General features: G+C 42.8%; 12 protein-coding genes. 7 read left to right on the top strand and 5 right to left on the bottom strand.

What is annotated here, in order from left to right; all coding sequences use genetic code 11:
- Positions 1-142: 142 nt before the first annotated feature.
- The 3 genes from DXX94_RS06405 (at position 143) to DXX94_RS06395 (ending at position 3181) form a co-directional block, all read left to right on the top strand.
- Entirely contained in the window at positions 143-811 is a 669-nt protein-coding gene (locus DXX94_RS06405; RefSeq protein WP_116014640.1) for a GntR family transcriptional regulator, read from the top strand.
- 287 nt (positions 812-1098) lie between these two features.
- The gene (locus DXX94_RS06400; protein ID WP_116014639.1) at positions 1099-2655 is read left to right on the top strand and encodes a SulP family inorganic anion transporter; all 1557 of its coding nucleotides are present in this window, start codon (positions 1099-1101) and stop codon (positions 2653-2655) included.
- Positions 2656-2785: 130 nt separating this feature from the next.
- Complete coding sequence (locus DXX94_RS06395) at positions 2786-3181, top strand: DUF1289 domain-containing protein (protein WP_116014637.1); 396 nt, start codon at positions 2786-2788, stop codon at positions 3179-3181.
- A 49-nt stretch (positions 3182-3230) separates the two neighbouring features.
- Here DXX94_RS06395 and ggt read toward each other — a convergent pair whose 3' ends face one another.
- The 3 genes from ggt to DXX94_RS06380 form a co-directional block, all read right to left on the bottom strand.
- The gene (gene ggt / locus DXX94_RS06390) at positions 3231-4994 is read right to left on the bottom strand and encodes a gamma-glutamyltransferase (protein ID WP_116018341.1); all 1764 of its coding nucleotides are present in this window, start codon (positions 4992-4994) and stop codon (positions 3231-3233) included.
- 335 nt (positions 4995-5329) lie between these two features.
- Positions 5330-5887 (bottom strand): YceI family protein, encoded by a 558-nt coding sequence (locus tag DXX94_RS06385; protein WP_116014635.1) that lies wholly within the window; start codon positions 5885-5887, stop codon positions 5330-5332.
- Between the two features lie 224 nt (positions 5888-6111).
- A complete protein-coding gene (locus tag DXX94_RS06380; protein WP_116014634.1) occupies positions 6112-6648 on the bottom strand; it encodes a cytochrome b in 537 nt (178 codons plus the stop codon).
- A gap of 437 nt (positions 6649-7085) precedes the next feature.
- Here DXX94_RS06380 and DXX94_RS06375 point away from each other — a divergent pair, with 437 nt between their 5' ends.
- Positions 7086-8525, top strand: coding sequence for an NAD-dependent succinate-semialdehyde dehydrogenase (locus DXX94_RS06375; protein WP_116014632.1), 1440 nt, complete (start codon positions 7086-7088; stop codon positions 8523-8525).
- A 168-nt stretch (positions 8526-8693) separates the two neighbouring features.
- On the opposite strand, the gene DXX94_RS06370 is transcribed toward DXX94_RS06375, so the two are convergent.
- Together DXX94_RS06370 and DXX94_RS06365 are read right to left on the bottom strand one after the other, a co-directional pair.
- Positions 8694-8912 (bottom strand): EF-hand domain-containing protein, encoded by a 219-nt coding sequence (locus DXX94_RS06370; RefSeq protein WP_115999398.1) that lies wholly within the window; start codon positions 8910-8912, stop codon positions 8694-8696.
- A gap of 215 nt (positions 8913-9127) precedes the next feature.
- Entirely contained in the window at positions 9128-9571 is a 444-nt protein-coding gene (locus tag DXX94_RS06365; protein ID WP_116014631.1) for a hypothetical protein, read from the bottom strand.
- Between the two features lie 303 nt (positions 9572-9874).
- Here DXX94_RS06365 and DXX94_RS06360 point away from each other — a divergent pair, with 303 nt between their 5' ends.
- Genes DXX94_RS06360 through DXX94_RS06350 form a run of 3 tightly spaced genes read left to right on the top strand, consistent with a single transcriptional unit; the run spans position 9875 to position 13290 of the window.
- On the top strand, positions 9875-11368 hold the full coding sequence (locus DXX94_RS06360) for an alpha/beta hydrolase (protein WP_258872111.1): 1494 nt from the start codon (positions 9875-9877) through the stop codon (positions 11366-11368).
- Between the two features lie 9 nt (positions 11369-11377).
- Positions 11378-12115 carry an ABC transporter ATP-binding protein gene (locus DXX94_RS06355; RefSeq protein WP_115999400.1) on the top strand — a complete coding sequence of 246 codons (738 nt, stop codon included), beginning with the start codon at positions 11378-11380 and terminating at the stop codon, positions 12113-12115.
- On the top strand, positions 12115-13290 hold the full coding sequence (locus DXX94_RS06350; protein WP_116014629.1) for an ABC transporter permease: 1176 nt from the start codon (positions 12115-12117) through the stop codon (positions 13288-13290). The genes DXX94_RS06355 and DXX94_RS06350 overlap by 1 nt, the downstream gene beginning before the upstream one ends.
- Positions 13291-13313 lie beyond the last annotated feature (23 nt).

The raw sequence follows: 13313 nt of genomic DNA, 5'->3' as shown, positions 1-13313 counted from the left end.
GCTATGTCAGCTTCAAGGTTGTTCAAATTATCATTATTAATGACTGGTACAAGTGTTTACTGATACATAATCGCACCGTGCTCATTAACGACTTCACACTATTTTCCACACTAATAACAATAAATAAGAAAGGAAATTCAACATGGCAATCGTATACAAGACAAGGACGCAACTTGTAGTAGAGACCATTCGAGAAAAAATTCTAAGTGGTGAAATTACCGCTGGCCAGCCCTTGCGCCAAGCAGCGCTTGCAGAAGAACTAAATGTTAGCCGTATTCCTGTGCGCGAAGCTTTGTTGCAATTAGAAGCAGAAGGACTAGTCGCTTTTGAACCGCACAAAGGAGCAACGGCAACTGAATTAAACGTTGACCAAGTTGATGAGTTATTTGAACTTAGAGCAATGCTTGAAGCAGATTTACTCGCCGCATCGATTCCTAATTTGTCAGAAGAAGACTTGCGGGAAGCGAAAGTGTTATTGGACAAACTGGAAAACGCGTTAGGGAAAGAAAACGCTGCCAACACTTGGAGTCAGCTTAATTCCGACTATCACAATTGCTTATATTCAGCGGCCGACAGACCACAAACTCAAGACTTAGTGGACACGTTAAATAAGAATGCTGATCGCTACATTCGTATGCATTTACTATGGGCAGGGGGGATTTCCAAAGCGGAGTCTGAGCACAATGATATTTTGGGCTTATGTCAGGCGGGTAATGTGGAAGGTGCCGTTGCGGTATTGAAACAGCACATCTTGGGTTCTCGCGATGAAATCAAAGCCTTCTTACTAGCTCGCGAAAAAGCCAATAAGTAAAACGTTTTAAATAACATTGCCTTGGCCGTTTTTACTAACGTGTTTGTTGGTAATTACTAACTTGGGCTGTGATTGACATTTTTCATACAAATCTATAGTATTCTCGCCCTTAAAACGACCAGTAATTTAAGTTTTAACCGCCAATGCTTTATGGTTGCCCGCCAACCAGAATATGGCGATTTTGCTGGTTTTTGACTACTTTTGTTAGCCATAACTTAAGTGGTTATTGCAAGTCATAGCAAGCCATTGCTAATCACATTTTCACTAACTTTTTACACGAGAATACGATGTTTGAAATTCATGCGAGTAAGGTTTCAAGCCTGAAAAATGATGTTCTATCAGGTTTGACCGTGGCATTGGCATTGGTGCCAGAGGCAGTTGCATTTGCCTTTGTTGCTGGTGTTGAGCCGTTAGTCGGCCTTTATGCTGCCTTTATGGTGGGACTTATCACTTCAATTTTTGGTGGCCGCCCAGGTATGATTTCTGGGGCAACAGGTGCCATGGCAGTAGTGATGGTAAGTCTTGTTGCTTTGCATGGCGTGCAATACCTATTCGCGACCGTAGTGCTCACCGGTATACTGCAAATACTCGCTGGTATATTCAAACTTGGTAAGTTTATTCGCTTAGTGCCACACCCTGTGATGCTGGGCTTTGTTAATGGTTTGGCGATTGTTATTTTCCTTGCTCAACTTGGTCAGTTTAAAGTGGCAAACGAAGAAGGTATTTTCGTTTGGATGCAAGGCAATCAGTTGGCCACAATGGCGGGCTTAATTGCGTTAACAATGGCTATTATTCACGTCTTACCTAAGCTAACGAAAGCGGTGCCATCATCATTAGTCGCTATTATTGTGGTGACTTTATTGGCGCAAAGCCTAGATTTAGATGCTCGCACAGTTGTTGATTACGTTCGAGATATGACTAACGACCCAGCAGCAACAATTGCTGGTGGCTTACCGCAATTTGCGATTCCAGAAGTACCATTTACCTTTGAAACATTGCGAATTATCTTCCCATTTGCGTTAGTACTTGCCGCTATCGGCTTAATTGAATCACTACTAACGCTAACGCTTATTGACGAGCTAACAGGCACTCGTGGTCGTGGTAACAAAGAGTGTATCGCGCAAGGTGCATCAAATACTGTAAACGGCTTTTTCGGTGCCATGGGTGGTTGTGCCATGATTGGTCAATCAATGATTAATGTGAACTCTGGTGGTCGTGGTCGAGCTTCAGGTATCACGGCAGCACTTGGCTTGCTTGGTATTATCTTGTTTGCATCTAGCTTAATTGAGCAAATTCCATTGGCAGCGCTAGTTGGTGTCATGTTTATTGTCGTCATTGGTACTTTTGAATGGTCAAGCTTCCGCATTATGCGCAAAGTACCTAAGGCTGACGCTTTTGTTATCGTACTAGTATCTGGTGTTACGGTTGCTACTGACTTAGCCGTCGCAGTAATTGTTGGTGTTATTGTCTCTGCATTAGTCTTTGCTTGGGAGCATGCTAAACACGTTAATGTTAGACGCTCAGTTAACAACCAAGGTTCAACCGTATACGAAGTCAATGGGCCATTATTCTTTGGCTCTGTGTCTAGTTTCCTTGATCAGTTTGATATGGAAAATGATTCAAACGACGTTATTGTTGAATTTAAAAACTCCCGTGTTGCTGACCACTCTGCGATTGAAGCGATTGATACCTTAGCCGAACGCTATATTGCTCGTGGTAAAACCATGCATTTAGTGCACTTAAGCTCAGAGTGTAAGCAGCTATTAGAAAAAGCAGGCGATTTGGTTGAAGTGAATGTGATTGAAGATCCTGATTATCACATTGCTACCGACAAACTTGCCTAATAAGTTGGCTGAGCGCTGACATAGTGCAGCGCTTTAGCTTGCTATACTTGCCTAAATACGAGATGTTAGGCAGGTATAGTGGCTTATTTGCTCCATTAAATTTTGCTACATCAAATAATGTAGAGAAAGTATGCAATTAGAGTTTTTTGACGTTCCTAGCCCTTGTATTGGTGTTTGCCAATCAGACGAAAAAGGGCACTGTTTGGGCTGTTTTCGCACTCGCGAAGAACGACAGCAGTGGATTACTTTATCTTCCGACGATAAGCAAAAAGTCATTAAGCGCTGTGCGCAACGTAAAAAACGCAAAGACAAAGCTAAGTTAGCGCCAAGCAACCCAGTACAAAATGGTTCAGTAAAAAACAATTCAGTGCAAAACAGCTCAGCAGAGTCTTCACCTCAAGCATCACAAGAACAAATAGCAGAACAAGTCATTCAACCATCCTTACTTGATCCCACACCCAAAAGCACAGCTAAAACTACCACTTCGTCAAACGATGAGATGGACTTTGGTGATTTTGAACTTTAAGTAACTTGCTGTATTAATAAGTAATATCTTACGATTTAACCATTTTGCTTTAATAGCCTTGCGCTTGTCCGTCTTTGCGCATTTCGCTGGCACCATGGTAAACCCCAGTTTGAAGATCTTTTAGAATAGCTTGATAGCCACCAAAAGGACCACTGGTGATATGTATTTTGTGACCGCGCTTTTGCAACTCTTTAACTGTGCTTGCTGTCACGCCACTTTCTAACTCAAGTACACCACCATCTTTCATTCGGCCTTCCCAAGTGGGCGATGTTGACCCTTTATGGTGGAATCGAGCTGCATCACCAGCTTGCTGCACATTCATGCCAAAATCGACAATATTAGTCACCATTTGCACATGTCCTTGCGGTTGCATCGCACCACCCATTAAGCCAAAGCTCATATAAGGTTTATTATCTTTGGTGATAAATGCCGGAATTATCGTGTGGAAAGGGCGCTTTGCTGGCGAGTAAACGTTTGGGTGGCCTTTGGTTAGAGAGTATTGTGCGCCGCGGTTTTGGAAAATAAAGCCCAGTCCGTCTGCGACTAAGCCCGTGCCCATACCGCGATAATTGCTTTGAATTAAGCTCACCATCATGCCATTGGCATCGGCAACTGTTAGGTAAATTGTATCGCCTTCGATAAGTTTAGGGTCGCCATGTTCAACTTGCGTGGCTGCGCTGTTCATGTCGATAAGCTTAGCTCTGGCTTTGCCATATTGTTTTGACAACAAGTAATCTAAATTTATGTTTTGGTAATCAGGATCTGCGTAGAATCTGGCGCGGTCTTCAAAGGCAAGCTTTTTCGCTTCGGTCATTACGTGCAGGTAGTCTGCACTATTGTGTCCCATGGCTTTTAAATTAAAGTTTTCTAGTACAATGAGCATTTGTAGTGCGGCAATACCTTGGCCATTGGGCGGCAACTCCCAAACATCATAACCACGATAATTGACAGAAACCGGTGCAACCCAAGTACTACTGTGGTTGGCAAAGTCTTCATACCTTAGTGGGCCGCCTATGCGTTTGAAGTAGGCATCCATGGTTTTGGCTATTTCACCTTGATAAAAAGCGTCGCGCCCACCCTTAGCAATTTGTGACAGTGTATTCGCTAAATCAGGGTTCTTGAAAACTTGGCCTTCGGCTGGTGCTTTACCATTAATTAAGAAGGTTGCTTGATAATTAGCAATTTCTTCAATTTCACCCGCTTTATGTAGTTTTTCATAGCGCTTTTGATAGATATCCATGTAGTAGGCGATAACTTCTGTAACGGGAAAGCCTTGCTTTGCATAAGTAATTGCTGGCGCTAGGTTTTGCGCCATCGATAGCTTGCCAAATTTTTTGTGAAGTTCGAACCAAGCGTCAACGGTTCCGGGGACTGTCACTGGTGGTGTTCCCCAGTTTGGAATTTGCGAAACATCACCAATTTTCGCTTTTAACTGAGCGAGAGTTTGTCCTTTTGCTGACCGCCCCGAGCCATTTAATCCGTGTAGCTTTTCGGTTTTGGGGTCCCAGACAATCGCAAATAGATCGCCGCCGATACCGTTCCCCGTTGGCTCCATGAGCCCTATGGCTGCATTAGCAGCAATAGCCGCATCCATTGCGCTGCCGCCATCTTTTAATATGTCGATTGCTACTTGGCTGGCGAGTGGGTGAGAGGTTGCTGCCATACCATTCATCGCTAGCACTGGTGAGCGAGTAGCCCAAGGTGCGCCAACAACGCGGTCGCCTCTGCCGTCTTCCCGTAAAGTCACGGTTTTACCAGTTACATCATCGACAATAGTGCTGGCTTCAGTGGCCGTACCCAGAGAAAGACCCATTGATATACCGATAATTAAAGGAAAAGCGCAGATTTTCATGTTGAACTCCATATTTGGGCTTGTTGTTAATATAGCGTTTGTCGGCAATGAAGTTCAATTTTTAGGCTATTCAAGGTGTTGTCACTAATGATGGGAAAGAGTTACTTGAAGGAACTATTTAAATGAATTGTGTGAAAGAATTATCTAGCGCTTTGCTAAGTTCTTATCAATCTTGAAGGTACAAGATCAAAAAAGCCTCACCAGTAGGTAAGGCTTTAGCATTTAGGTATTAGCACTTGGGCATTTGAATACTAGATATTTTAATATTGTGTCAAACAATACCCATTAAATAGTGGTTATTGACGGACACCTTCAATATGCAGGTCAAAGATAATATTACCAAAGTCCATTTTATAGCCGAAATCTTTCATTGCTATTTGCGTTGAACCTTCAAAACCTGCGCGGTAGCCGCCCCAAGGATCTTTGCCTTCGCCAACTTTAACGGCATTAATGACGATTTCTTTGTCCATGCCCTGCAGAGTTAGGGTGCCGGTAATTTTGAGTTTGTCGTTACCCAAGTCTTCTACTTTAGTGCTAACAAACTCAGCTGTTGCAAACTTACTAACATCAAGGAAGTCGTCGTTGCGAATATGCTTGTCACGCTCAGCGTGGTTTGAATCGACGCTGCTAGTGTCGATTTTTAGCATAATTTTGCTGTCTGCAACTTTATTGGCGTCATAGCTAAAGTTACCTGAAAACTTGTTAAAGCGACCAGTAACATAGCTATAACCTAAATGACTGACTTTAAAGTTAATCGCGGCATGCGCGCCTTTAGTGTCGATCACATAGTCGGCTGCCATTGTTGGTAATGTAGTTGCTGCGCTTAATAGCGCTGCTAAAGCTAGTTTTTTCATGGAATTATTTCCTATTTACTTTTGTACGCTTGGTGGTGTGCTCACTAGTTAATACATTTAATCTCAGTGAGCTAACGCCAATAAGCAGGTTAGTTTTTTGCCCTCAGCTATGTGTTGTTTCAGTGCTGTAAGGCAGGTTGTTTTCCAAGCAAAATTTTTCGATTAATTACGTTTAGGTATTGTCAAAACGCATCGTCATCAAGCATTGCATTCAGACATTGTCATTAAATCATTCGACGTAGCGTTTCATCTTTGTCGATGAAATGATGCTTTAATGCCGCCAATGCGTGTACAACAACTAATGCAATTAGTGTGTATGCCAAATATTCGTGTACTACGCCGGCAATGTCTTCTTGGTTTGCAAACAGTTCACCAAGCGAGCCGACATTAAACCAAGTGAAAACTTCTATGGCTCTACCGTCTGCGGTTGAGATCAAATAACCACTGGTCATTATTAAAATAAGCAGCAGATAAAGCAGGTAGTGCATGATAGTAGCTGCTTTTTGTAAACTTGCAGAGGTAGATTGAACGGCCTTTGGTGATGGTGTTAAAAGTTTCCACAGCAAACGCATAAAGGTCGCGATCAATAGCAAAATTCCGATACTTTTATGCCAATGTGGTGCGGTTTTGTACCATTGGCTGTAATAGCTTAAATCAACCATCCAAAAGCCAACGGCAAACAAGCCAATGACCACAATAGCACTTAACCAGTGAAAGAATTTGGAGACTATGCCGTATTGGCTTTCACTGTCTTTTAACATCTCGACTTTCCTCATTAACCTTTATTTCAATTAGTATTACATACCGCTGAATTTAAGCTCTCAGCGCCGTTCGCATTAAGATTTCAATTATTGGTGTTTATCTACAAACCGCAATTTGTACTAATTCACAATTTTGTGTTTGCTTGTATTCACCTTTGCAAGCGCGAAAGTTATACAACACAAAGGACGAGCTAAATGACCTAAGTGCTAGCCATTTGATTACAGCTTAGCTGGCATCTTTGCATTTCTTTACATTAGTCTTTAATAAATTATCGCTCGATGCTTATCTTAAGGTATTGAAACGAGTCGTGGGATAGTCTCATTTGTAAATTCTCTGTAAAGGTTGCTCGAATGTGATTCAAACTGGTGTCGGCTAATGACTAACGATAAAATAGCTAATCTTTTCTGTTCTACTTATTCTCTTAAGAAGTCTGTCTATGGATAACCTTATTCGTCAATGTTCCTTTATTGCGGGGCAATGGTTGCCAAGTGAGCAATTGTTTCCAGTAACAAACCCAGCTAACAACCAAACGGTGGTTGAAGTCTATGATGCTGGAGCTGCTGGCGCTGTGACGGCAGTTGAGGCAGCCTATTCGGCAATGCCGAGTTGGTCTAAAAAAACTGCGCAACAACGAGCAGATCTTATGCTTAGTTGGTTTGCTTTGATCATGGAACATCAATATGAACTTGCTCGTTTATTGACGTTAGAGCAAGGTAAACCACTGACAGAAGCAAAGGGAGAAGTTAGCTACGGTGCATCATTTCTCCAATGGTTTGCTGAAGAAGGTAAGCGAGTTTACGGTGATATTATTCCGCAAACCAACGACAGCCAACGTTTATTGGTGCTGAAGCAACCGGTTGGTGTGGTGACAGCGATCACCCCGTGGAATTTTCCCAATGCGATGATCATGCGCAAGGCTGCAGCTGCACTAGCCGCAGGTTGCAGTTTTGTAGTTCGTCCTGACCCGCAAACACCACTTTCGGCATTGGCGCTGGCTGCGCTGGCGGAACAAGCGGGCATTCCTGCTGGTGTTTTCAATGTTATTGTGTCTGAGCAAGCGCAAGCAGTAGGCGAAGTGTTAACAACGCACCCCAAGGTAGCTAAGTTTACTTTTACCGGTTCAACCCAAGTGGGCAAATTGTTGATGAGCCAATGTAGCCAAGGGATCAAAAAGGTTTCTATGGAGCTTGGTGGTAATGCGCCGTTGATTGTTTTTGACGATGCCGATCTTGAATTAGCGGTGCAGGGTGCGATTCAATCTAAATATCGCAATGCTGGTCAAACTTGTATCTGCACTAACCGTATTTACGTGCACAACCGTATACGTGAGCAGTTTACTGAGCGCTATGTTGCAGCGGTAAAGCAACTGAAGTTAGGTGATGGGTTGCGTGAAGGCATCGACGTTGGCCCATTAATTTCAGGGAAAGCCGTTGAGCGTATGCAAAGTCTTATCGATGACAGCTTAGCGATGGGCGCAACCTTGGTTGCTGGTGGTCGTTGTGCATCAAAAAGTAACTTTTTCGAACCTACTGTACTCACTAACGTGACTGATGAAATGCCTGTGGCGGGAGAAGAAATATTTGGCCCTATATCGCCGATTATTGGTTTCGATGACGAGGTCGAGGTGATTAGCAGTGCTAATGCTGTTGAGGTTGGCTTAGCTGCCTACTTTTACAGTGAAAACATTCGCCGGATATGGCGAGTCGCAGAACAGTTGGCATTCGGCATGGTCGGGATTAACGATACTGCGATCTCAAATGCGGTTGCGCCATTTGGTGGTATCAAGCAGTCAGGCTTTGGCCGTGAGGGTTCTAAATATGGACTGGATGATTACTTAGTGACTAAGTACTTATGCTTAGGAAGCTTATCTGATTAGCTGTTTCAAAATATTGGATTGTTGGTGATAAATGAGCGCTGAAACAGCCAAGGATGGTTTTGAGTTTTTTATTAACTTGTTTAAGTACTCATCAAGCTTTTTTATGAGCAAACGATGATAGTTGAAGATGCAAAAAGCTGATAGTTAACGCAAAGATGAATTAGCCAATTATAAGGCTAATTCAATTACCATTTCGCGCAGCTCTTCTTTAGAGATTGCGTTGTCGTGGTTTTTATCAAAACGCTTAAAGATACTCTCACACATGCGAATACCTTTGTCTTGTAACAAACAGTCAATCAGTTCAACAAACTCGCTACGGTTAATCATGCCATCGCGATCTTCGTCAAATACTTCAAATAGCTCGTCTACCCATTGGTTAAGTTCCATAACACTCTCTTAATGCCAGGTAAAAACAGGATTAAAACTTTATCGCGTCTAGCGAGATAATGGAATGAATTATTTCAAATTTCTGATTGGTCGTAGCAGTACCTGAGCAAATCTATAGCAGTTAGACGCTAATTTGCTCGTTTCTATCACTATTAGATTGTCTTTTCATGCTTATTGAGAGGGTAAGAATTAACTACTGCTTAGCCTAGCTTAGCTTAGCCAAGGCATAGCCGTTCTATTCTATTAATTAGCGCCGTTTGTTGCCGATAATTGCTATCAGTCAGCGTTGTAATTGGGTAAAAGTTTTCTGCTGTGATCACTGCGACCACACCGGCATTGCGATTAACTTTAAGACCTTGAGGTGTTTGCGAGCGAACTTCCTTGATATCGTCAAATGCCAGCAAGACACGGTGCTTGCCTCGCAATGAAAACTGGCTGATCAGCAATTTACGACTGGTGCTATCAAAGATAGACAATTTGAAATCAAGCACGAGTAAACAAATGGTCGGGACAAAGAATCCTAGTAAAATAGCCGCAAGCGATAACTGCTGGTGTAGTGTGGTAAATAAGGTCAGTGACACCACTGCGAGACATGCAATGGCTAGTTTGTAAGGGTAGCTAGAAACAATCAGCAATTCACCTTTCTCAATAACTTTCACAAAACCTCTTTAACACATGTTGCTACGGGTTATTAGTTCAATTTTAGCTGACAATTTCGGAAAGTTTTACGTGCTTTGCTTTACTCGCGCATATAGCCGTTGAATAACGTTGCGATTAGCCTGTCTTAAATTCTTTTTTTAATCTTTATGTTTTTATTATTTTTTACAGTTGGCTGTAATAAATTTTAGAAGGAGCAGACTAGTAGGCGTGTTAGTTCTTTCTGTTACTTCAGTCTATTACTGATTGCAATTAATTAGAGCCTTAATATTTACTTTAGTATTAACAAGGGATTTAAAATAATAATGTGGAAATTAAAACGTAAAGTCGTTTGTTCAGCCCTATTAGCCTCTGGGCTGCTGACAAGCTCGATGATGACAAGCGCTGAGCAAACATCGTCAATATCTTCACAGTCAAACCTGTCTATCGAAAATTGTCATGTTGATGGCATAAAAGAGCAAATCAAATGTGGTACTTTGACTGTGCCAGAAAATTACCAATTGCCAGCAGGTCAACAAATTGACTTACATTTTACGGTGTTGCCAGCAATTGATAATTCAAATAACAAAATTCCCTTAATGTTTTTAGCAGGCGGGCCAGGGCAGGCGGCAACAGAGTTGGCTGCAATGTTACGCAATCGCTTTTATGAAGTGCGCAAAACGCATGACATTATTTTGGTTGACCAGCGTGGAACGGGTCAATCATCCCAACTTAAATGCGATGATGAAGCGTTTACCGCGCAAAGTGTTTATGAGTCACTAACATTCGATTTCGAGGTGAGCGAAGTACAAGATTGTATCGCTGACTTTACTCAAGACCTGAGCCAATACAATTCAGAAAATGCGATTCGCGACTTTGATGCCGTGCGCGGCGCATTGGGGCATGACAAGATTAACGTTTATGGTGGTTCGTATGGCACGCGAGCGGCACTAATTTATATGCGCATGTTCCCCGAGAGCCTCAATAGCGTGGTGTTAGACAGTGTTGCCCCACTCGATATGCGCATTGGGTTATTCGGTCAAAGTGGTGCCCGTTCTTATGAATTATTATTAAGCAATTGTCAGGCGGAAGAAAGTTGCCAAAAGGCTTTCCCAAACTTAGATCAAGACTACCAAAAAGTGTTTGCTGAATTAGTGGCTAAGCCGGTTGAACTAAGCATTCCACATCCTCGCTTGGGCACTGCTACCAAGCTAATTATTGATGCTGACAAGTTCGTTTCAACGATTCAACAACAACTATATAGCTTGACTGGGCGTAGCATGATGCCATTGGTAATCAACCAAGCGGCACAAGGTAACTTTATGCCATTCGTTGGTGTGCTTGCCCAAGCGGATGAAAAACAGCCGCGTGGCTCTGTTTATACTAACTTACTAATGAATATTGCCTGTAATGAAGATTTCCCCTTGATCGCAGAACAAGATTGGCAAGCCGATGCAAGCAATCAATTTGCTCGCAACATCAGTCATCGTGGTGTTCGATTAGTTTGCCCTTTATGGCCGAAATACCGTCCTGAAGCGAGCTTTTATGAGCCGGTTAACAGTGACATTCCAACCTTAATTTTGTCTGGCAACTTAGACCCTGTGACACCACCTGAAAACGGTGAGCGAGCGGATCAGATGTTAGCAAATAGTCGTCATATTGTTGCTGAGCATTTATCACACATTGTTGCGGTTAACGATTGTGGCGTTGGGCTAGTAGCTAAATTTATTGATGAGTTGGATTTAGAAGGCTTAGACGCGAGCTGTTTAGCTGAATTACCCGCAGAAACATTTATGACCAGTCTTAACGGCAATACTTAAGGAACGAGCATGATCAAAGTTGAAAATTTACATAAAACCTTTGGTAAAACCGTCAAGGCATTAGACGGTTTATCTTTTACTGCCAACGATGGCGAGATCACTGGTATTTTGGGGCCAAATGGCGCAGGTAAAACAACCTGTCTGCGAACCCTTTACGGCTTGCTAAAGGCGGATGAGGGTATTGCCACTATTGATGGAATTAGTGCCTTAGAACAACCGATTTTAGCGCGCGCCCAGTTGGGGATATTTCCAGATAAATTTGGTTTGTATGAGCGCTTAACGGCTTATGAGCAAATTGACTATTTCGCCAGTATTCACGGTTTATCTGGCGGTAAAAAGAAAGCGTCAATTGAGCAAATTCTTAAAGACCTTGAAATGGAAGAATTAGCACATCGTAAAACACAAGGTTTCTCGCAAGGTCAACGTATGAAAGTGACCTTGGCACAAGCGTTAGTGCATCAGCCAAAGAACTTTGTCTTGGATGAGCCAACTCGCGGCTTGGATGTGATGAGCACACGAATTCTTCGCGATTATTTACGTCGCTTTAAAGAGCAAGGACACTGCATTTTGTTCTCGTCGCATGTCATGCAAGAAGTTGCTGCGCTGTGTGATCGCGTGGTTATTGTCGCTAATGGTCGATTGGCGGCAGAGGGCACACCAGAGGAGCTTTGTCAGTTAGCGGGAGAAAGCCAACTGGAAGAAGCTTTTGTAAAATTAATTGGTTCAGACGAAGGAGTGGCAGCCTAATGAGTGCAGGATTTAGCCAGTTAAAGGCACTAGTCATCAAAGAGTTCAAAGAAGCGTTTCGTGACAAGCGCGCTATGATGGTGGCGTTTAGTATGTCGTTGTTAGCGCCGGTAATGATTATGGTGATGTCAAAAACCATGATCAAAGAAATGGTTGATAAACCGCCTGTGTATGCAGAGTTTGTCGGTGCTGAATATGCCCCTAAACTTGTTAAAGATTTAGCGGATGAGAATATTTTACCGTTAGCTGAAGCCGAAGAAAGTGATCTGCGAATTTGGCAAGAGCGCGGTATAACCATCACTATTCCTGAAACTTATGGTCAGGACATGATTGAGGGGAAGATCATTAACGTCGTGCTTAATGCCGATTACAGTGACAAGCCAAGCCTAGCGCCGATTCGTCGTATTAAAGATGTGGTGCGCGACCACGCCCGAGCGATTGGCTACAAACGTTTGATTATGCGCGGTGTTGATGTGCGTATTCTACAGCCACTTAATTTAGTGGAGCAAGATCGCGCTCAGCCAAGCAGCAATGCCATGATGATTAGCATTATGTTGGGCTTGTACCTATTAATGGGCGCCTTTATGTCGGGTCTGTCGATTGCGATTGATTCAAGCGCGGGCGAGCGTGAGCGTAACGTTTTAGAAATGTTGCTATGTCAGCCGGTAAGTACCACCAAAATCGTACTGGCCAAGTTGTCTTGCTCTGCATCCATTTCAATTTTATCGATTATCTTAATGCTGGTCGTTACCTCAATCTCAATCGGTTTTGTGGACCTGTCAAAAATTGGTGCAACCTTTAGCATTGACCTTTACATGTTTGTTGCCTTGCTTGGCCTGTTGATTCCGATTTGTATTTTGGCGGCAGCGTTACAGCTATTCTTCTCGTTTCAAGCGAAAAGTTTTAAAGAGGCGCAATCAACCGTCACCATGCTGATTATGCTACCTGCCTTTGTACCTTTTATTTTGATGTTTATTGACGATAGACCAATGTGGCTTGATTGGCTGCCAGTTGCCGGTCAATCCATCATCATGGAAGACTTGTTTAAAGGTTTGACAATTAACTGGTCGGCATTTGCCTTTACCAGTGTCACAACAGTTGCATTATCTGCAGTGTTGGTAATGACATTGGCACAAAAGCTGAAATCAGAAAAAGTGGTAATGGCGCTTAGCTAAACCAGCGTGGCTTCGAGATTTTT

The organism is Thalassotalea euphylliae (assembly GCF_003390375.1).
Classification (GTDB): Bacteria; Pseudomonadota; Gammaproteobacteria; order Enterobacterales; family Alteromonadaceae; genus Thalassotalea_F; species Thalassotalea_F euphylliae_A.
Note: the sequence above shows the minus strand (reverse complement) of the source record. Positions and strands in the feature narration are given on the sequence as shown.